This window comes from Micromonospora noduli (assembly GCF_003264365.1).
Lineage (GTDB): Bacteria > Actinomycetota > Actinomycetes > Mycobacteriales > Micromonosporaceae > Micromonospora > Micromonospora noduli.
Genome location: NZ_PYAK01000023.1, coordinates 1 through 19,606, shown reverse-complemented (window position 1 = coordinate 19,606; position 19,606 = coordinate 1). Strand labels below are relative to the sequence as shown.

The window sequence follows — 19,606 nt, the reverse complement described above, 5'->3', positions numbered from 1 at the left end:
CGGTGGCGGTTTCCTCCGATCCGGACGGGAACGGCCGCCCGGGGTCGAAACCCCGGGCGGCCGCTCGCACCGCCCCCGTTCAGGCCACCGGCGTCGCGCTGCCGGTGGTGCGGGCGAGCCGCTGGTGGGCGCGGATCAACTCGGCGTAGCGCAGACCGCTCGCCTTCACCGTCCGGCGCTGGGTGGCGTAGTCGACGTGCACCAGCCCGAAGCGCTTGTCGTAGCCGTACGCCCACTCGAAGTTGTCCAGCAGCGACCAGACGAAGTAGCCGTCCAGGGGAACCCCTCGGGCCACCGCCGACGCGCACGCGGCCAGGTGCTGCTCCAGGTGGTCGGTGCGTTCCTTGTCCTCCACCGTGCCGTCCAAGGTGACCTCGTCCGACCACGCCGAGCCACTCTCGGTGACGATGATCCGGCCCGGCCGGTACTCCTCGTGCACGTCGACGAGCAGCCGCTCCAGACCCGCCGGGTACATCTCCCAGCCCATCGCGGTCTCCACCGAGCCGGGCACCGGCACCTGCCGGGCGTACGGGGCCGGACCGGTCGGGTCGTCGACCACCAGCTGGCGGAAGTAGTAGTTCACCCCGAGGAAGTCCGTCGGCGTGGCGATCACCGCCAGGTCGCCGTCGCGTACCGGCGGCTCGACGCCGTAGGTGGCGATCATGTCGGCCGGGTAGCCGCGCCCGTGGATGGGGTCCAGCCACCACCGGTTGACGTGCCCGTCGGCCCGGCGGGCCGCCGCGACGTCCTCGGGTCGGTCGGTCGCCGCCTCGATCGGGCTGAGGTTGACCACCAGACCCACCGAGGGCGGGCGGGTCGCGTTGGCGCGGATCGCCTGGGTGGCCAACCCGTGCCCGAGCAGCACGTGGTGCGAGGCGTGCACCGCCCGGGTGAGGTCCCGCTCGCCGGGGGCCATGTTGCCCTCCAGGTGCCCGATCCAGCACACGCAGAGCGGCTCGTTGACGGTGCACCAGTCGGCGACCCGGTCACCGAGGCGGGCGGCGACCACCGCCGCGTAGTCGGCGAACGCCTCGGCGGTGGCGCGCTCCGGCCAACCACCCCGGTCCTGAAGGACCTGCGGCAGATCCCAGTGGTAGAGCGTGACGAACGGCCGGATCCCGTCGGCGAGCAACGTGTCGACGAGCCGGTCGTAGAAGTCCAGCCCGGCGGCGTTGACCCGCCCGACGCCGTCGGGCATGACCCGGGGCCAGGCCACCGAGAAACGGTACGCGTCCACGCCGAGTCGGCGCAGCAGCGCCAGGTCCTCCGGCCACCGGTGGTAGTGGTCGCACGCCACCGCGCCGGTGTCGCCGTTGTCGACGTTGCCGGGGGTCGCCGAGAAGGTGTCCCAGATGGACGGCGCCCGGCCGTCGACGTCGACGGCCCCCTCGATCTGGTACGCCGCCGTGGCGACACCCCAGAGGAAGTCGGGTGGCAGCTTGGACAGGTCGGGCACGGGTCGGTTCTCCTCTGGGGTTGGATGACTCACTTGACCGCGCCGGCGGTGAGGCCGGCGACGAAGTAGCGCTGCAGGGCCAGGAACCCGACGACGACCGGGATGCTGACCACCAGCGAGGCGGCCATGATCTGGTTCCAGTAGACGTTGAACTGGGTGGAGTAACCCTGCAGGCCGACGGCCAGGGTGCGGCTGCCCTCGTCGGTCATCACCGACGCGAAGAGCACCTCACCCCACGCGGTCATGAACGCGTACACGGTGACCGCGACGACGCCGGGCACGGCGGCCGGCAGGATGACCTGGAACAGGGTGCGCAGCGGACCGGCGCCGTCGACCTGCGCCGCCTCGTCCAGACCCCGGGGGATCGAGTCGAAGTAGCCGACCAGCATCCAGATCGAGAACGGCAGCGAGAAGGTCAGGTACGTGATGACCAGGCCGGTACGGCTGGCGTACAGCTCGATGCCGGTGGCGTTGCCCAGGTTGACGTAGATGAGGAACAGCGGCAGCAGGAACAGGATGCCGGGGAACATTTGCGTGGACAGCACCGTCACCGAGAAGACACCGCGACCGCGGAACCGGTACCGGCTCACCGCGAACGCGGCGAAGATGGCCACCGCCACCGAGCAGACCGCCGCGATGCTCGACACCACCAGGCTGTTCACCAGGTACCGGGCCAGCGGCACGGTGCTCCACATGTCGATGAACGGTTGCAGGGTGGGTCGGCTGGGCCACCAGGTGAAGCCGTTCTGCACGTCCTGCAACGGCTTGGCCGCCGAGGTGACCATCACGTAGAGCGGGATGACGACGAAGAGGGTGAGCAGGGTCAGCACGATGCGCCGGCCCCAGCGCTCACCGGCGGTCTCACGCATGGTCGTCCCTCCGACGGTTGGTGATCAGCAGGTACGCGGCCGAGACGACCAGCAGGAACAGCAGCAGCGCCACCGACATCGCCGACCCGGAGCCGAAGTCCCAGGTCTTGAAGGAGCTGCGGTAGATGTGGATGGAGATCAGGTCGGCCTGCTCCGGCGCGGAGCCGCCGAACAGCACGAACGGGGTGTTGAAGTCGTTGAACGTCCACAGGAACAGCACCAGCAGCAGCACCAGGTTGACCGGCCGCAGCATCGGCAGGGTGACCGAGCGCAGCCGGCGCCAGAACCCGGCGCCGTCGATGGCGGCGGCCTCGTACAGCTCGCCGGGCACGTTCTGCAACCCGGCCATCAGGCACAGGAACGCGAACGGCCAGTTGCGCCAGACCGACACGACCAGCAGCGACCAGAAGCTGTTGTCGCCGATCAGCCAGAAGGGCCGTTCGTTCATCAGCCCGAGCTGGTCCACGAGCACGTGGTTGACCAGGCCGGTGTCGCGTTGCAGCAGGAAGCTCCAGGTGATCACGGCGGCGTAGACCGGCAGCGCGTACGGGGTGAGGAACAGCGCCCGCAGGATCGCCCGTCCACGGAACGGCCGTTGCAGGACGACCGCCGCCGAGATGCCGAGCAGCCAGGCGAACCCGACCGAGAGCAGGCTGTAGGCCAGGGTGATCCAGAACGAGTGCAGCAGTTCCTTGCCGGCGGCGCTGTTCAGGTCGAGCGTCGCCCGGTAGTTCTCCAGCCCGATGAAGGGCGCGGTGGACCAGTCGCGGATGTGGAACTGGGTCAGCTCCAGCAGGCTCATCCAGACCCCGACGACCATGGGGATCACGTGGATGGCGAGTTCCAGCACGATGGCCGGTGCGAGCAGCAGGTACGGCAGGAGCGAGCGGCGGGGGCCGCGGGGCCGGCGGGCCGGCCCCCGGGTCGGCGACCCGGCCCGGGGTTCGCGCCGGTCGGCGTCCGGCGCGGTGGTGCTGGTTGCCATCGGGGTCCTCTCGGAGGCGGTGGCCGTGGCCGGGCTCAGCGCCCGACCACGGCCACCGGTGACGCCTGGGTCAGCGCATCTTCTGCTGCGCGTCGGTCAGCTTGGCCTTCACCGACGCCTCGGTGACCGGCTTGCCGCTGGCCGCGTCGGCGAACAACTCCTTCATCGCGGTGCCGACCAGGGTCTCGAAGGTGCTCTCGTCGGGCACCTGCGGCAGCGGGGCCGCGGTGGTGACCAGGGTCTCCTGGATGGTCTTCTGCTCCGTGGCACTGAACGCCGGGTCGGAGGCCGCGGTCTTCACCGCAGGCAGCGAGCCGTACGTCTTGTTGAGGATCGTCTGCTCCTCGTCGCTGGTCATGAACTTGACGAAGCTCAGCGCGCCGTCCTTGTTCTTGGTGTGCTTGAAGACCGCCATGTTGATCCCGGCGACCATGCTGTTGACCTTCTTGCCGCCGGCCGGCGGGCTGGCCAGGAACGGCACCGGGGCCACCCCGTACGCGTCGGCGGGCATGTTCTGCGTCTTCAGGTTCGACCCGGCGGACTGCCACAGCAGCATGGCGGCCTTGCCGTTGGCGAAGTCGGAGACCGACTGGTTCTGCGCGTACTCGGCGTTGCTCGGGTTGGTGATCTTGTCGGCGGCCATGAAGTCGATGTACCGCTTGATCGCCGAGACGTTCTGCGGGGTGTCGAAGGTCGGCTTGCCGGCCGAGTCGAACCACTCGCCGCCGTACTGCTGGCTGAAGGTGAAGGCGTGGTGGGCGTTCTCCGACGGGTTGGCACCCTCGATCGCCAGGCCCCACTTGCCGCCGGTGCTCAGCTTCTTGCCGTACTCGGCGAGCTGCTCCCAGGTGGTCGGCGGCGCGGTGATGCCGGCGTCGGCGAACGACTTCTTGTTGTAGTACAGGCTGTACGCCATGCTGTAGAGCGGCACGGCGGCCGGCGGCTTGCCGGGGGCGCCGGCGGCGGCGAGCGCGGCGGGCACGATCCGATCCTTGCCGCCGACGGCCTGCAGGGCGGCGTCGTCGAACTCGACCAGCGCGCCGGTGGCCTGCAACGACGCCGACCAGGTGTTGCCGATGTTGACCACGTCCGGGCCCTTGCCGGAGGCGGCGGCGGCCAGCAGGCGGTTGAGCAGATCCGACCAGGGGACCACCTCGACGGTGACCTTGATCCCGGTCTGCTTCTCGAACTTGTCCAACTCCGGCTGGAGGATGGTCTTGTCGGCCTCCAGGCTGGCGCCCTGGTTGCTGGCCCAGTAGGTGAGTGTCTTGGGCGATGCGGCGGAGTCGTCGCCGGAGCCTCCGCAGGCGGTCAGCGAGGCGGCCGCCAGTACGGCGGCGGTGAATATCCCGAGGTGTCGTCTCGACACGGGTCAGCCCTTCCGGTGCGTGGTGGGGGTCCGCCGGCCTTCGTCACCGATAGGGGTCGGGCGACGGGGGCCGGCTGCGGACAGGGTTCGGGGGTGCGCCGTCGGGGTCCGTCGGCGTTTCCCGGGAGTTACATCACGGCTTAAATTATGTCGTCATTAAAGTTGCTGGCTGGTGGGTCGTCAAGCACGAGGCGGTTACAGTCGCCTCGAACGGCCGACGGGAACGAGGTGACGAGTGGAGCTGGCGCGAGCCACCAACCGCAGCGTGCGGTTGCGCAACCGGTCCGCCCTGCTGACCAAGCTCTTCCTGGACGGCCCGCTCACCCGGCAGGACCTGGTGCGCAGCACCGGGCTGAGCCAACCTGCGGTCAGCAACGTGGTGGCCGACATGATCGACGAAGGGCTGGTCGTCGAGGCCGGCGCCGCCGAGTCCGACGGCGGCCGGCCCAGCATGCTGCTGCGGATCGCGCCCCGCTTCGCCTTCCTGATCGGCGTGGACGTCGGCGAGACCCGGGTCCGGGTGGAGCTGTTCGACTTCGCGATGACCCTGCTGGCCAGCGTCGAGTACCCGCTCGACCCGGCCCGCACCGAGCCCGACCTGGTGGCCGGGCACGTGCTGGCCGGCATCGAGGCGGTCACCGGCCAGGCCGGGGTGGCCCCCGGCGATGTGCTCGGCGTCGGCATCGGCGTCTCCGGCGTGGTCGAGCAGGGCACCGAGGCCGTCGTGCACGCCCAGGCTCTCGGCTGGGACGGGGTGCCGCTGGAGCGTCTGATCGGCGCCGGCACCGACCTGCCGCTGCACATCGACAACGGCGCGAAGACCCTCGGCCAGGCCGAGATGTGGTTCGGCGCCGGCCGGGGCGCCCGGCACGCCGTCTTCGCGCTTGTCGGCTCCGGGGTGGGCGCGTCGGTGGTGACCAACGGCGCCACCTACCGGGGCGCGTCCAGCAGCGCGGGGGAGTGGGGGCACACCACGCTGGTGTACGGCGGCCGGGTCTGCCGGTGCGGCGCGCGCGGGTGCCTGGAGGCGTACGTGGGGGCGGAGGCGATCATCGACCGCTACCGGGAGGCGCGCCGCGGTCGACCGGTGCCGGGCGAGGACGAGGAGTCCCAGATCGCCGCGTTGGTCGCCGCCGCCGAGACCTCGGCCACCGCCCGACGCGTGCTGGAGGACACCGCCGGCTACCTCGGCGCCGGGGTGGCCAACCTGATCAACCTGTTCAACCCGGAGCGCGTGGTGCTCGGCGGCTGGGCGGCGATGGCCCTCGGCGACCTGCTGCCGGCCGTGCGGGAGGCGGCAGGCCGGCAGGCGCTACGCCAGCCGTACGAGCAGGCGTCGATCGAGTTGTGCCGGCTCGGGGTGGACGCGGTGGCGCTGGGCGCGGCAACCCTCCCGATCGCCCGCTTCCTCACCGAGGGTGGCGTCCGCCGCTGAGCGGGGACGACTGCGGCGCCGTCGGCAAATTACCCAAAAAGAATCCTCGGGATAAATAACGAAGTTATAGATCGATGTCTTGACGCCGTCGCAATCTCGCCGCAACACTCCTACGAGAGCGCTCTCCGACCCGCGACGCCGCATCGGCGGCACCACCCACGGCGCCACGGGGCGAGCCGATCCCATCCGCGCGGCACCCCCCGTAACCCCTATCGACAGGCGATGTCATGACATCTCGTGCAACATCCGTACGCCCGCGTCCTCGACGCGCCGTCCGGCACCTGCTCGTCGGGCTCACCGTGGCCCTGGTCGCGGCGCTCACCCCGACCGGTGCCACCGCGCCCGCGCAGGCCGCGCCCACCCTGCTGTCCCAGGGCCGCCCCGCCACCGCCTCGTCCAGCGAGAACGCCGGCACCCCGGCCTCCGCGGCCGTCGACGGCAACACCGGCACCCGCTGGGCCAGCGCGTTCAGCGACCCGCAGTGGCTCCAGGTCGACCTGGGCGCCCGGGCCACCATCAGCCAGGTCAACCTGCTCTGGGAGGGCGCCTACGGCCGGGCCTTCCAGCTCCAGACCTCCGACGACGGGGCCACCTGGACGACGATCTACTCGACCACCACCGGCACCGGTGGCACCCAGAACCTCACCGTCACCGGCGCCGGCCGCTACGTACGGATGAACGGCACCGCCCGGGGCACCGGTTACGGCTACTCGCTCTGGGAGTTCCAGGTGTACGGCGAGACCGGCGGCACCACGCCGACCTGCGGCAGCACCAACGTCGCGCAGGGCAGCTCGGCGACCGCCTCGTCCAGCCAGGACGCCGGCCTCGCGGCATCCGCGGCGGTCGACGGCAACACGGGCACCCGCTGGGCCAGCACCGCCAGCGACCCGCAGTGGCTGCGCGTCGACCTCGGCAGCACCCGCACCATCTGCCGGGTGGTGCTCATCTGGGAGGCCGCGTACGCCCGGGCCTTCCAGCTCCAGACCTCGGCCGACGGGTCCACCTGGACCACGATCTACTCCACCACCACGGCCACCGGCGGCACGCAGTCCCTCACCGTCACCGGCAGCGGGCGCTACCTGCGGATGTACGGCACCGCGCGGGGCACCGCCTACGGCTACTCGCTCTGGGAACTGGCGGTGAACACCACCGGCGGCGGGACCGGCGAGCCCCCGGTCGACACGACCGACCCGCGCAATCCGAACCTCGGGCCGAACACGTTCGTCTTCGACCCCAGCACGCCGACGTCAACCATCCAGAGTCGACTGAACACCCTCTTCACCCAGCAGGAGACCAACCAGTTCGGCCCGCAGCGCTACGCGGTGCTGTTCAAGCCCGGCAACTACACCGCCGACGTCAACCTCGGCTTCTTCACCCAGGTCGCCGGCCTCGGCATGAGCCCCGACGACGTCAACCTCAACGGCCACGTGCGTGCCGAGGCGTTCTGGTTCGGCGGCAACGCCACCCAGAACTTCTGGCGGGCCGCCGAGAACCTGTCGGTCACCCTGCCCGCCGGGCAGACCGTGGAGCGCTGGGCGGTGTCCCAGGCGGCGCCGTACCGGCGGATGCACCTGCGCGGCGCGCAGAACCAGATCCAGCTCTGGAACGGCGGCGACGGCTGGTCCAGCGGTGGCCTGATGGCCGACACCCGCATCGACGGCCTGGTCGTCTCCGGCTCGCAGCAGCAGTGGTACTCCCGCAACAGCGAGTTCGGCAACGGCTGGACCGGCTCGGTGTGGAACATGGTCTTCCAGGGCGTCAACGGCGCTCCCGCGCCGAGCTTCCCCAACCCGTCGCACACCGTCATCCCGCAGACCCCACAGGTCCGGGAGAAGCCGTTCCTGTACGTCGACGGCACCGGTGAGTACCGGGTCTTCGTGCCGGCGCTGCGCACCAACTCGACCGGAACCAGCTGGTACAACAAGACCCCGGCCGGCTCGTCCATCTCGCTGTCGCAGTTCTACGTGGTCCAGCCCGGCACCAGCGCCGCCACCATCAACGCGGCCCTCGCCCAGGGGCGGCACCTGCTCTTCACCCCGGGCGTGCACCGCGTCACCGAGCCGATCCAGGTCAACCGGGCCGACACTGTCGTCCTCGGTCTCGGCCTGGCCACCATCCAGGCCGACAACGGTGCGGTGGGCATGCGGGTGGCCGATGTGGACGGCGTGAAGGTGGCCGGCATCATGTTCGAGGCCGGCACGACGAACTCGCCGGTGCTGATGGAGGTCGGGCCGTCCGGCTCGTCCGCGAGTCACGCCACGAACCCGACCTCGCTGCACGACGTGTTCTTCCGCATCGGGGGGCCGCACGTCGGCAAGGCCACCAACACGCTGACGGTCAACAGCGACAACGTGATCGGCGACCACATGTGGCTGTGGCGGGCTGACCACGCCGCCAGCGGCGTACCGACCGGCTGGACGCTGAACACCGCCGACACCGGGCTCACCGTCAACGGCGACAACGTGACCATGTACGGCCTCTTCGTCGAGCACTACCAGAAGTACCAGACCATCTGGAACGGCAACGGCGGCCGGACGTACTTCTACCAGAACGAACTGCCGTACGACCCGCCCAACCAGGCAGCCTGGATGAACGGGTCGACCCGGGGCTACGCCGCGTACAAGGTGGCCGATTCGGTGACCAGCCACCAGGCGTTCGGGCTGGGTAGCTACAGCTACTTCAACGTCAATCCCGCGGTCGTGGAGGAGCGGGCCTTCGAGGTGCCCAACAACCCGAACGTGCGCTTCACGAACATGGTGACCGTCTCGCTCGGAGGCGTCGGCACCATCAACCGGGTAATCAACAACGCCGGTGGCACCGCGAACGCGGCCAACCAGCAGGTGTACCTGACCACCTACCCCTGACCGGGGCGCCCGCGCCGGCCCGATCCTCCGGGACCGGGTCGGCCGGGTAGCACCCAGGGCCGTGGCCGGCCCGGTCCCGCCGAGACCGGGCCGGCCGCGGTCGTGCCGCTCAGCCGGCCAGCACCTCGGCCGCCGCCCGTTCACCGGCGAGCACCGCGCCCTCCAGGTAACCACTCCAACGGGTCGCCGTCTCGGTGCCCGCCCAGTACACCCGCCCCACCGGCGTCCGCAGGTGCGGGCCGTACGTCCGCCACGTGCCCGGGGTGAGCGCACCGGAGAAGCAGCCCCGGGTCCACTCGTCGACCGACCAGTCGTACTCGACGAGATCCACCGGGTCCTCGGCTCGTGGCCCGACCACGCTGGCGAACGCTTCCAGCAGGCATCGCCGACGCCGCCCGGGGGACATGCCGCGCAGCGTGGCGGCGTCCGAGGAGTAGCTGAACCCGGTCAGCACCCCGAGCGGCGAGGTCGGGGTGGAGTTGTCGACCGTCTCGGTGAGCGGACCGGCGCTGCTGGTGGCCACCCCGGAGCGCCCGTCGGCACGCCAGAACGGCTCCGGGTAGACGGCGTGCACCTTCAGCGCCGAACCCATCGGCATGCGCTGGGTGAGCCCGTCACGCAGCGGGGGCAGCGGCGGGTCGTACCGGATCCGGCCGGCCAGTGCCGGAGCCAGCGCGACCACCACGGCGTCGCCGTCAACGGGCCCGGTGTCGGTCCACGCCGTCGCGCCGTCGACGGTCTGTTCGATGGCCCGCACCGGCGCGGCCAACGTCAGCGCGCCCGGCGGCAGAGCGGTGGCCATCCGTTCGGCCAGCGCCGGCGGCCCGCCCACGATCCGGTCCTGCTGCGCGCCGCCAGCCATCCCCAGCAACGGCCCGGTCCCGCCGGCGCTGCGCAGGTAGAACAGCAGGTGCAACAGGGACAGCTCGTCCGCACCGGTGGCCAGCAGCCCGCCGGCGAGCACCCGCCCCAGGTAGTCGGCGGTGTCGTCGTCCCCGGCCGTGGCGGCGAGCCAACCGCCGAGGGTCGTCCGGTCCCACAGTGCGGCCTCCGGCGTCGCCCAGGGTGCGGCCGGGTCCAGACGTGCCGCGTACTCGTCGAGCAGACCGAGTACCCGGCCCACCTGCGCCGGCGGCTCGGCCCGGCGCTCACCGGCCCAGAGCACTGTGGTCGCGCCGACCGATGCCGAGGCGAAGGTGGCCAGCCCGTGCTCGGCGACCAACGCGTACATCCGGTCCTGGGTCGGCCCGATCCACTGCGCCCCCAGGTCGAGTTGCGTGAGCTCGGGCAGCCAGCGGGTCAACACCCGACCGCCCACCCGGTCGCGGGCCTCCAGCACCCGCACCTGGGCACCGGCGCGGCTCAGCGCCAACGCGGCCGCGAGACCGGAGAAGCCGGCGCCGACCACGATCACGCGCATACCGTCGACCACACCGCGGTCTACCCACAACGGCCGCAGCCATGACTACCGGCCCCGGTCACGGCACACACCGGGGCCGGGTCGGCCGCCGAGTATTTTCCGCCGGCCTGTCGATCTGGGCGGCGGCCGATCGTGTGGAGGATGAGAGGTCGGCGACGGGCCGGCCGTCCGTGAGGAGGAACAATGACGCGCTACCTGCTCAGCATCCACCAGCCGCAGGGTGAGCTGCCGCCGGAGCCGGAGTTCCTGGCCGGGGTGATGCGTCAGCTCGGCGAGCTGCGCGACGAGTTGGCGTCCACCGGGTCGTGGGTCTTCGGGCAGGGCCTGCACGGCCCGGAGACCGCCACCGTGCTGCGTCCCCGCGACGGCGAGGTGCTCATCACCGACGGACCGTTCGTGGAGGGCAAGGAGTACCTCGGCGGCATCACCATCATCGACGTGCCGGACCTGGACGCCGCCCTGCACTGGGGTCGCCGTTACGCGTTGGCCACCACCCTGCCGATCGAGGTGCGCCCCTTCCAGGGCGGGGCCGGCAACTGACAGTGCCCGACGTGGAGGCGGTGTTCCGCGCCGAGTACGGCCGCGCGGTCGCCGTCCTGGTTCGCCTCCTCGGCGACATCGACCTCGCCGAGGAGGCCGTCCAGGAGGCTTTCGTCGTCGCGGTGGCGCGCTGGCCGACGACCGGTCTGCCGCCCAGTCCGGCCGGCTGGATCATCACCACGGCCCGGCACCGGGCGATCGACCGGCTGCGCCGCGACGCGTCCCGGGTCGACCGGCACGCCCAGGCGACTCTGTTGTTCGCCGCCGACAGTCCCGTCGAGGAGGGACCGGTGCACGACGACCGGCTACGGCTGATCTTCACCTGCTGCCATCCGGCGCTCGCCCCGAACACCCGGGTCGCCCTCACCCTGCGGCTGCTCGGCGGACTGAGCACCGCCGAGATCGCCCGAGCCTTCCTGGTGCCGGAGCCGACCATGGCGCAGCGGCTGGTCCGCGCCAAGTCGAAGATCCGCAACGCGGGGATCCCGTACCGCGTGCCCCGCGACGCCGACCTGCCCGACCGGCTGCACGCGGTTCTCGCGGTGCTCTACCTGATCTTCAACGAGGGGTACACGGCCAGCGCCGGCCCGCACCTGGTCCGCGCTGAGCTGTGCGCCGAGGCGATCCGGTTGACCCGGCTGCTGGTCGAGCTGATGCCGGACGAGCCGGAGGCGCTCGGTCTGCTCGCCCTGATGCTCCTGACCGAAGCCCGCCGGGCAGCGCGGACCAACGCCGAGGGTCAGCTGGTGGCGCTGCCGAGCCAGGACCGGGCCCGGTGGGACGCCGAGTTGATCACCGAGGGGCAGGCGCTGGTGCGTCGCTGCCTGCGCCGCGACCGGCCGGGCCCGTACCAGATCCAGGCCGCGATCGCCGCCGTGCACAGCGCCGCGCGGCGCGCCCCCGACACCGACTGGGCCCAGATCCTTCAGCTGTACGACCAGCTGACGGTCGTCGCCCCCAGCCCGGTGGTGGCGCTGAACCGGGCCGTCGCGCTCGCCGAGGTGTCCGGTGCGGCGGCGGCGCTGACCGAGGTGGACCGCCTCGAACTGGTCGGCTTCCACGTCTACCACGTGGTCCGCGCCGACCTGCTGGCTCGGCTCGGCCGGCGCGGGGAGGCCGTCGAGGCGTACCGGACGGCCGTCGCCCTGACGCACAACGCGGCCGAACGGGCCTTTCTCACCGCACGCGCGACCGCCCTGAGCGCGCGTCTACCACCGGGGTAGGCCGGAAATCGAGGGAAGCTGTCAACTGATCCAAGCCCAGTGAACCCAGCTCCAGGGCCTGGCGATGGAATGCGCGCCGGTCGCCGGGGAAGGACGAACGGCCTGCCAGCCACACGCGCTCACCCACCTTGTAGGCCAGCGCCTGCCCTGGCCGGCCCAGGTAACGCGCGAGCTCGGCGGATGCGTACGGCCCTTGATGGCAGCGGTCCTGCAACAGCTTCAGCGCCGCGTCCGCCGTCCACACGGCTCCATCGCCAGATGGCATCGGCAGTCGCAGGTGCAGGCCGATGTCGAGCACGACCCGCGCGGCGCGCAGCAGCTGCATGTACAGGTACCCCAGTCGAGCACCCGGCTGTTCGTAGAACCCGAGCTCGTCCATGAACCGCTCGGCGTACAGTGCCCAGCCCTCCTGGCTGCCGGAAAGGCCGCCGAGCAGGTTGAGCCTCCGCCCGAGGCCTCCGCGGCAGACCTCGGAGCCGAGGTGGAGGTGGTGGCCGGGAATGCCCTCGTGATAGGCGGTGCTGTAGGCGTACCAGGTGGGGAAACTCGCTGCGTCCTCGGGGATGGACCACCAGACCCGGCCCGGCCGCGTCAGGTCCCGCGACGGCCCGGTGTAGGCAATGCCGGACGACGTGGTCAACCGTGACTCGATGCACCGCAGCGGGGCGGGGATGTCGAAGTGCACGCCGTCCAGCCGCTCGGCGGCAGCCTCCAACAACTCCTGCAGCCACGCGGCGAACGACTCCCTGCTGTGCAGGGTGCCGGGTGCGTCGGGGCTGGCGAGCCGGGCAAGCACCTCTGGCACGCCCCCGCCCAGGGCCTTCGCTTCCGCGATCAGTTCTGCCTCTGTCGCTCTGAACTCGTTCCAGCCCCAGTCGTACAGCTCACGCAAATCAGGCTGCGCCGCGAGGAAGGTACGCACCCAGAGTGCGTACCGCTGCTGGCCGAACGCCTCCTCCTCGACGGCCTGTGGGGCCAGGTCCGCGGTCAGCATCCCAGCCAGTTTCTGGTACGCCTCTCGCGCGTCCGTCGCTGCGGCCTGCAACGACGCCCGCTGACGCCCTTCGCCGTAGCGGTCCACCAGGGCGACATCGTCGTCGATCCAGTTGCGGCAGCGCTGCGTGACGAGCTCCACTTGACGCCGCGTCGGCAGATTGCCGCGCTCTGCGGCGAGTGCGAGGCTGCGGGCATACCCGTCCAGGGCGGCGGGGATCGCGGCTATGCGCGCACCGACACGAGCCCAGGCCTCCTCGAAGGCCGCGCCCTCGGCGCCGGGGCCGGGAACGGTGGCCTCGACGGCCTGGCGGATGAGCTGGAGCGGACCGGTGGCGGCCGCGTGCAGTTCTCGCAGGTCCTCCCCGGCGTCGTGGAAGGCGATACGCGTGTGCAGCCGTTCGGCGAGGTGGGCGTGCAGCGGGCCCGCGGCCGGCAGTGCGTCGCCCAAGCTCTCGAGCTCGCACAGGGCGCGGACTGCGAGGTCGGCGCGGGCCTGGTGGCCCTCCGGGCTGTAGTCGGTAAGCCCGTCGACATCCTGCTCGCCAGCCTCGACGACCGCTGTGCAGGGGTCGAGGCTGGCCATGTCACAGAGGAGCCGATCCGCGAAATCCTCGATCACGGGGGCCATGCTAGGGCCTTGGCCTGGTCTGCCGTGGTGCGAGCCGGATCGATCGCGGTGGCCCGGCTCGGTCGGGACGCGGAGGCCGTCGAAGTACCGGACGGCCGTCGCCTTCACGGACAACGCCGCCGAACAGGCCTTCCTCACCGCCCGCGCGGCGGCCCTCAGCGCGTGTTTGTCATCGGGGTAGGCCGGGAACCCGAGGCACCGCCGCAGCAGGGGATGGGGAGGGGCCATGGCGTACCGCCGGACCGTCGTCGACACCGCGCCCGACCTGTCCACCCTCACGCTCGGCGTGGAGGAGGAGTACCTGCTGCTCGACCCGGACAGTGGCCGGAACCTGCCGGTCGCCGATCAGGTGCTCGCCGCGCTGCGCGGCCCCGCCCGGGACCAGAGCCGCCAGGAGTTCCGGCACAGCATGGTGGAGATGGTCACCCCGGTCTGCGCCGACCTCACCGAACTGCGCGCGCACCTGGTGGCGCTGCGCCGCTCCGCCGCGGAGGCCGCCACGGCGGCCGGGGCCCGGTTGGTGGCGGTCGGCGCCACCCCGGTGGCCGAACCGCACCGGACGGTCCCCGACGAACCGCGCTACCACGCGATGTCGCGCCGGTACGGGCCGGTGGCGCACGACCCGGCGGTGTGTGGCTGCCACGTGCACGTCGGGCTGCCCGACCGGGAACTGGCCGTGCAGGTCTGCAACCACCTGCGGGTGTGGCTGCCGGTGGTGCAGGCGATAACCACCAACTCTCCGCTGCACGACGGGTACGACACCGGGCACGCCAGTTGGCGCTCGATGCAGTTGGAACGCTGGCCCAGTATCGGTCCGACGCCGTACTTCGCCTCCGTCGCCGACTACGACCGCACTGTCGACGAGTTGATCGCCGCCGGCATCATGCTCGACGCGGCGATGGTCTACTGGTACGCCAGGCCGTCGTCGATGTACCCCACGGTGGAGGTGCGGGTCGGTGACGTCTGCACCGAGGTGGACGACGCGGTGCTGGTCGCCGCGCTGGTCCGGTCCCTCGTGGCCACCCTCGCCGACGACGTACGCGCCGGGGTGACCGCCCCGGACGTCCGGGACTGCCTGGTCGCCGCGGCGCACTGGCGGGCCGCCCACGACGGTCTCGACGGCGAGCTGATCGACCTGCGTGCCGGCGGGACCCGCCCCGCCTGGGCGCTCGTCGACGAGCTGATGGCGGTGATCGCGCCGGCCCTGCTGCGCCACGGCGACCTCGGGTACGTGCTGGCGCAGCTCGCCCGGCTGCGCCGCGACGGCACCGGTGCGATGCGGCAGCGACAGGTGCTGGACCGCGCCGGGGACCTGCGCGCGGTCCTCGACGACCTGATCACCCGCACCGCCGCCAACTGACCGCCCGTCAGCACGCACCGGGGATTCAGCGGATGTCGTGGGTTTGTAGCCACAGCTCCAGCAGGCCGAGCTGCCACAGCTTGTTGCTGCCGGCCGCGGCCTCCGCCCGGTCCGGCTCGGCCAGCAGATGAGCCACGTACTCCGGGCGGAACAGACCTCGCTCGCGTGCGGCCGGCGCCTGCAACGCCTCGGCCACCAGCTCGCGCACCGGGCCGTCCACGTTGCGCAGCGCCGGCACCGGGAAGTAGCCCTTGGGCCGGTCGATCACCTCGGCGGGCAGAACTTCCCGGGCGACCTCCTTGAGCACGCCCTTGCCGCCCTGGGCGACCTTGTGCTCCGGCGGGCAGTGCGCGGCCAGGGTGACCAGGTCCTGGTCGAGGAAGGGCGTACGCACCTCCAGACCCCACGCCATGCTCATGCTGTCCACCCGCTTGACCGGGTCGTCGGGGAGCATCAGGTGGGTGTCCAGGCGCAGCACGGCGTCCAGCGCGGTCTGCGCCCCGGGCGCGGCGAGGTGCCCGGTGAGCAGGTCCCGGCTGGCGTCGTGCTCCAGCGCGTACGCCGGGCCGACGATGCGGCGCAGCTCGTCGTGGCCGCGGTCGAAGAACGCGGCGGCGAACGTCTCGGCGGCGCCGTGCCGGGGCGCCTCGACCAGTGGCTGGTGGTAGCCGTAGCCGGCGAACACCTCGTCGGCGCCCTGCCCCGACTGGGCCACCTTCACGTGCTGCGCCACCTGCTCGGAGAGCAGGTGGAAGGCGACCACGTCGTGGCTGCCCATCGGTTCGGTCATCGCCAGCACGGCCCGTCGGACGGCGGGCACCAGGTCGTCGTCGGCCAGCCGGATCCGATGGTGGTCGGTGTCGTACGCGCGGGCCACCAGGTCTGAGTAGTGAAACTCGTCGCCGGACTCGCCGTCGCGGCTGTCGAAGCCGATGCTGAACGTACGCAGGTGTTGCTGGCCGGCCTCGGCGAGCAGCGCCACGATGAGGCTGGAGTCCAGCCCGCCGGAGAGCAGCACCCCCACCGGCACGTCGGCGACCAGCCGTCGGCGTACCGCCGCGCGCAGCGCGTCGCCGATCGAGGCCCGCCAGTCGGCGGCGTCCATCCCGGCGTCGGCGGGCTCCCGCACGTAGTCCGGTCGCCAGTAGATCTCCTCACGGCTGCTCCCGTCCGCCTCGATCACCCGCAGGGTGGCCGGCGGCAGCTTGCGCACGCCGCGCAGTACCGTCCGCGGCGCGGGCACGATGGAGTGCCAGGACAGGTAGTGGTGCAGCGCGACCGGGTCGATGCCGGTGTCGACGTCGCCGGCTCGCAGCAGCGCGGGCAGGGTGGAGGCGAACCGCAGCCGTCCCGGTGTCTCGGCGAGGTAGAGCGGTTTGATGCCGAGCCGGTCGCGGGCCAGAATCAGCCGCCGCCGCACCCGGTCGACGAGCCCGATCGCGAACATGCCGACCAGGTGGTCGACGAACCGTTCACCCCAGTGGGCGTACGCCACCAGGATCACCTCGGTGTCGCTGGTGGAGTGGAAGGCGTACCCGGCCCGACGCAACTCCTCGCGCAGCTCCGGGTAGTTGTAGATGCAGCCGTTGAAGACCAGCGCCAGGCCCAGGTCGTCGCGGACCATCGGCTGCCCGCCCGCGTCGGACAGGTCGATGATGGTCAGCCGACGGTGCCCGAGGGTCACCCAGCCGTCGGTGAACAGGCCCTCGTCGTCCGGGCCGCGTGAGCGCATCGCCTCGGTCATCCGGGTGACCGCCGCCGCGTCGGGCGAGCGGCCGTCGAATCGCGCCTCCCCGCTGATCCCGCACATCAGCCGGGCCTCCCGTCACCTCGCGCCGACCGGTGCCGGCCGGTCCCGCCGACCGGACCGGGGGCGCTGGCTACCCGTGGGCGCGGGGAGCAAACCCGTCAGCCACGCAGGGTGCGCAGGATGCGGGCCAGTTCGGCGCGGTCGGTGTCGTTGAGGTGGCCGAAGAAGCGGTCGGCCTCGGCCCGGCGCGCGGCCCGGATGGCGGTGCTGACCCGGTCGCCCTCCTCGGTGAGCGCGACCAGGGTCGCCCGACGGTCGGCCGGGTCGGGTCGGCGTTCGACCAGCCCCCGGGTCTGGAGGTCGTCGACGACCTCGGTCGCCGAGCGGGGCGCGATGCGCAGGTGCTCGGCGAGGGTGCCGGGGCGTACCTCGCCGTGGCGGGCCAGCACGCCGAGGGCCCGGGACTGGCTGGGGGTGACGTCCCAGGGCGCCAGTGAGTCGCGACTCTGCCGGCGCAGACGGGACGCCACGGCCCAGAACGTCTCCGCCAGGCTCTCGTCGTCGGCGCTCTCGACGGTGTGCTCGGTCACCGGAATACGGTAGCAGGATATGTGGTTGCTCCCTCATGATGAGGTAACCTCAGCAATATTGTCGACGAAGGGTAGTGCCCCCTTGGAACCCACCCCGAAGGGCCGCGACCGCGGCCACCGCACCGTCAGCGCCGAAGAGAAGACGCAGGCCCGTCAGGTGTCGCTGCGCCGCATCGGCCGCCTGTTCACCCCCCACCGGCCCGCGCTGGCCGCCGTCACCGCGATCATCGTGATCTCCTCGATCATCGCGATGGCCACCCCGTTCCTGCTGCGTGCCGTGATCGACCGGGCCCTGCCGCAGGGCGACGTGACGCTGCTGGTCTGGCTGGTCCTCGGCATGGTCGCCGTCGCGGCGGTGACCTCCGCCCTCGGCGTCGTACAGACCTGGATCTCCACCCAGGTCGGCCAGCGGGTCATGCACCGGCTGCGCACCGACGTCTTCAGCCACCTCCAACGCCAGTCGCTCGGGTTCTTCACCCGCACCCGCACCGGCGAGGTGCAGTCCCGGATCACCAACGACATCGGCGGCATGCAGTCGGTCGTCACCTCCACCGCCACCGCCGTCGCCGCCAACCTCACCACAGTGGTCGCCACCACTGTCGCCATGGTCGCGCTCTCCTGGCAGCTCTCCCTGGTCTCGCTCGTGGTGCTGCCGCCGGCCATCTGGCTGACCCGTCGGGTCGCCCGGATGCGCCGCGAGATCACCGCTCAACGGCAACGCGAACTCGCCGACCTCAACGTCACCGTCGAGGAGGGGCTCTCGATCAGTGGCGTACAGCTGGCCAAGACCCTCGGCACCGGCCCCGCGCTGATCGACCGCTTCACCGCCTCCTCGGCCCGCCTGGTCGACCTGGAACTGCGCAGTGAGCTGGCCGGCCGCTGGCGGATGGCCTCGATGAGCATCATCTTCGCCGCCGTACCGGCGGTCATCTACCTCGCCGCCGGGCTGCCCGGTACCGCCGGCACGCTGAGCATCGGCACCCTGGTCGCCTTCACGGCCCTGCAGGGCGGTCTGTTCCGACCGCTGATGGGGCTGCTCAACGTGGGTGTCTCGCTCACCGCGTCGTTGGCGCTCTTCGCCCGGATCTTCGAATACCTGGACCTTCCGGTCGACGTGGCCGACCCCACCGAGCCGGTCCGCCTCGACCCCACCCGGGTGCGCGGCCACCTGCGCCTGGAGGACGTCACCTTCGGCTACCCGGGCAGCGACACCGCCGCCCTCGCCGGGATCACCCTCGACGTGCCCGCCGGCACCAGCCTCGCGCTGGTCGGCGAGACCGGCTCCGGCAAGAGCACCCTCGCCGGGCTGATCAGCCGACTGCACGACCCGAGCGCCGGCCGGATCACCGTCGACGGCGTCGACCTGCGCGACCTGCGCCTGGCCGACCTGGCCGCGATCGTCGGCGTGGTCAGTCAGGAGACGTACCTGCTGCACACCACCGTCCGGGAGAACCTGCGTTACGCCCGGCCGGAGGCCACCGACACCGAGATCGAGGACGCCGCCCGCGCCGCCCAGATCCACGACCTGATCGCCGGGCTGCCCGACGGGTACGACACAGTGGTCGGCTCACGCGGGCACCGGTTCTCCGGCGGTGAGAAGCAGCGCCTCGCCATCGCCCGGACCCTGCTGCGCGACCCGCGCATCCTGGTCCTCGACGAGGCCACCAGCGCGCTGGACACCGAGACCGAACGCGCCGTGCAGCGGGCCTTCGACGTGCTCGCCCAGGGACGCACCACGATCACCATCGCGCACCGGCTCTCCACGGTCCGCGACGCCGACCAGATCGCGGTGCTCGACCACGGTCGGATCGTCGAGGCCGGCACCCACGCCAGCCTGCTAAACCGAAACGGCCGCTACGCCACCCTGGCGGCCTGAACGCCGGATCACAACCGTCTCGAAACAGTCTCGGAACTGTCTCGTTATGACGCGGTCAGGTGGCGGTAGACGGTGGCCCGCGAGACACCCAGCGTGGCGGCGATAGCGTCCACGCTGTGGGTGCCCGCCGCGTGCATGCGCCGGGCCGCCTCGACCTGCTCCCGGCCCAGCGCGGGCGGCCGTCCCGGCCGCCGACGCCGACCCGCCGCCCCGCCGGTCGCGTCCGGTGGCGACGCCGGGGCGGC

The 19,606-nt window shown here is 71.7% G+C and carries 15 protein-coding genes; 6 read left to right on the top strand and 9 right to left on the bottom strand.

Features of this window, described 5'->3' with window-relative positions:
• Positions 1-79 precede the first annotated feature (79 nt).
• The 4 genes from GUI43_RS18475 to GUI43_RS18460 all read right to left on the bottom strand — a co-directional run bounded on the left by GUI43_RS18475 (position 80) and on the right by GUI43_RS18460 (position 4,679).
• On the bottom strand, positions 80-1,456 hold the full coding sequence (locus tag GUI43_RS18475) for a GH1 family beta-glucosidase (protein ID WP_112590112.1): 1,377 nt from the start codon (positions 1,454-1,456) through the stop codon (positions 80-82).
• Between the two features lie 29 nt (positions 1,457-1,485).
• On the bottom strand, positions 1,486-2,325 hold the full coding sequence (locus GUI43_RS18470) for a carbohydrate ABC transporter permease (RefSeq protein WP_091398610.1): 840 nt from the start codon (positions 2,323-2,325) through the stop codon (positions 1,486-1,488).
• A complete protein-coding gene (locus GUI43_RS18465) occupies positions 2,318-3,310 on the bottom strand; it encodes a carbohydrate ABC transporter permease (RefSeq protein ID WP_112590114.1) in 993 nt (330 codons plus the stop codon). The genes GUI43_RS18470 and GUI43_RS18465 overlap by 8 nt, the downstream gene beginning before the upstream one ends.
• Before the next feature lie 70 nt (positions 3,311-3,380).
• A complete protein-coding gene (locus tag GUI43_RS18460; RefSeq protein ID WP_112590117.1) occupies positions 3,381-4,679 on the bottom strand; it encodes an ABC transporter substrate-binding protein in 1,299 nt (432 codons plus the stop codon).
• Between the two features lie 235 nt (positions 4,680-4,914).
• On the opposite strand from GUI43_RS18460, the gene GUI43_RS18455 reads away from it, so the two are divergent.
• Both GUI43_RS18455 and GUI43_RS18450 read left to right on the top strand, forming a co-directional pair.
• On the top strand, positions 4,915-6,114 hold the full coding sequence (locus GUI43_RS18455) for an ROK family transcriptional regulator (RefSeq protein ID WP_112699358.1): 1,200 nt from the start codon (positions 4,915-4,917) through the stop codon (positions 6,112-6,114).
• A gap of 227 nt (positions 6,115-6,341) precedes the next feature.
• A complete protein-coding gene (locus GUI43_RS18450; RefSeq protein WP_112699357.1) occupies positions 6,342-8,978 on the top strand; it encodes a discoidin domain-containing protein in 2,637 nt (878 codons plus the stop codon).
• A gap of 109 nt (positions 8,979-9,087) precedes the next feature.
• Here the strand turns inward: GUI43_RS18450 and GUI43_RS18445 are convergent, their stop codons facing one another.
• On the bottom strand, positions 9,088-10,398 hold the full coding sequence (locus GUI43_RS18445) for a flavin monoamine oxidase family protein (RefSeq protein WP_112699356.1): 1,311 nt from the start codon (positions 10,396-10,398) through the stop codon (positions 9,088-9,090).
• Positions 10,399-10,581: 183 nt separating this feature from the next.
• Between GUI43_RS18445 and GUI43_RS18440 the strand changes: the two genes are divergently transcribed.
• Together GUI43_RS18440 and GUI43_RS18435 are read left to right on the top strand one after the other, a co-directional pair.
• On the top strand, positions 10,582-10,938 hold the full coding sequence (locus tag GUI43_RS18440) for a YciI family protein (RefSeq protein ID WP_112699355.1): 357 nt from the start codon (positions 10,582-10,584) through the stop codon (positions 10,936-10,938).
• A 2-nt stretch (positions 10,939-10,940) separates the two neighbouring features.
• Entirely contained in the window at positions 10,941-12,161 is a 1,221-nt protein-coding gene (locus GUI43_RS18435) for an RNA polymerase sigma factor (protein WP_112699354.1), read from the top strand.
• Here the strand turns inward: GUI43_RS18435 and GUI43_RS18430 are convergent.
• The gene (locus GUI43_RS18430; RefSeq protein WP_112699399.1) at positions 12,115-13,776 is read right to left on the bottom strand and encodes a DUF885 domain-containing protein; all 1,662 of its coding nucleotides are present in this window, start codon (positions 13,774-13,776) and stop codon (positions 12,115-12,117) included. The two genes, GUI43_RS18435 and GUI43_RS18430, sit on opposite strands and share 47 nt — an antisense overlap.
• 235 nt (positions 13,777-14,011) lie before the next feature.
• Here GUI43_RS18430 and GUI43_RS18425 point away from each other — a divergent pair, with 235 nt between their 5' ends.
• Complete coding sequence (locus GUI43_RS18425; RefSeq protein WP_112603199.1) at positions 14,012-15,145, top strand: carboxylate-amine ligase; 1,134 nt, start codon at positions 14,012-14,014, stop codon at positions 15,143-15,145.
• A gap of 25 nt (positions 15,146-15,170) precedes the next feature.
• Here GUI43_RS18425 and GUI43_RS18420 read toward each other — a convergent pair whose 3' ends face one another.
• On the bottom strand, positions 15,171-16,955 hold the full coding sequence (locus GUI43_RS18420; RefSeq protein WP_112699353.1) for an N-acetylglutaminylglutamine amidotransferase: 1,785 nt from the start codon (positions 16,953-16,955) through the stop codon (positions 15,171-15,173).
• 98 nt (positions 16,956-17,053) lie between these two features.
• On the bottom strand, positions 17,054-17,485 hold the full coding sequence (locus GUI43_RS18415; protein WP_112590140.1) for a MarR family winged helix-turn-helix transcriptional regulator: 432 nt from the start codon (positions 17,483-17,485) through the stop codon (positions 17,054-17,056).
• Between the two features lie 82 nt (positions 17,486-17,567).
• On the opposite strand from GUI43_RS18415, the gene GUI43_RS18410 reads away from it, so the two are divergent.
• The gene (locus GUI43_RS18410) at positions 17,568-19,361 is read left to right on the top strand and encodes an ABC transporter ATP-binding protein (RefSeq protein ID WP_112699352.1); all 1,794 of its coding nucleotides are present in this window, start codon (positions 17,568-17,570) and stop codon (positions 19,359-19,361) included.
• Between the two features lie 44 nt (positions 19,362-19,405).
• On the opposite strand, the gene GUI43_RS18405 is transcribed toward GUI43_RS18410, so the two are convergent.
• The coding region (locus GUI43_RS18405) for a helix-turn-helix domain-containing protein (protein WP_146765925.1) at positions 19,406-19,606 on the bottom strand (201 nt) is incomplete at its 5' end.

Coding starts and splice junctions, on each gene's coding strand:
- GUI43_RS18470 (WP_091398610.1), bottom strand. CDS start 2,325: ATGCGTGAGACCGCCGGTGAGCGCTGGGGCCGGCGCATCGTGCTGACC.
- GUI43_RS18465 (WP_112590114.1), bottom strand. CDS start 3,310: ATGGCAACCAGCACCACCGCGCCGGACGCCGACCGGCGCGAACCCCGG.
- GUI43_RS18450 (WP_112699357.1), top strand. CDS start 6,342: ATGACATCTCGTGCAACATCCGTACGCCCGCGTCCTCGACGCGCCGTC.
- GUI43_RS18445 (WP_112699356.1), bottom strand. CDS start 10,398: ATGCGCGTGATCGTGGTCGGCGCCGGCTTCTCCGGTCTCGCGGCCGCG.
- GUI43_RS18440 (WP_112699355.1), top strand. CDS start 10,582: ATGACGCGCTACCTGCTCAGCATCCACCAGCCGCAGGGTGAGCTGCCG.
- GUI43_RS18425 (WP_112603199.1), top strand. CDS start 14,012: ATGGCGTACCGCCGGACCGTCGTCGACACCGCGCCCGACCTGTCCACC.
- GUI43_RS18420 (WP_112699353.1), bottom strand. CDS start 16,955: ATGTGCGGGATCAGCGGGGAGGCGCGATTCGACGGCCGCTCGCCCGAC.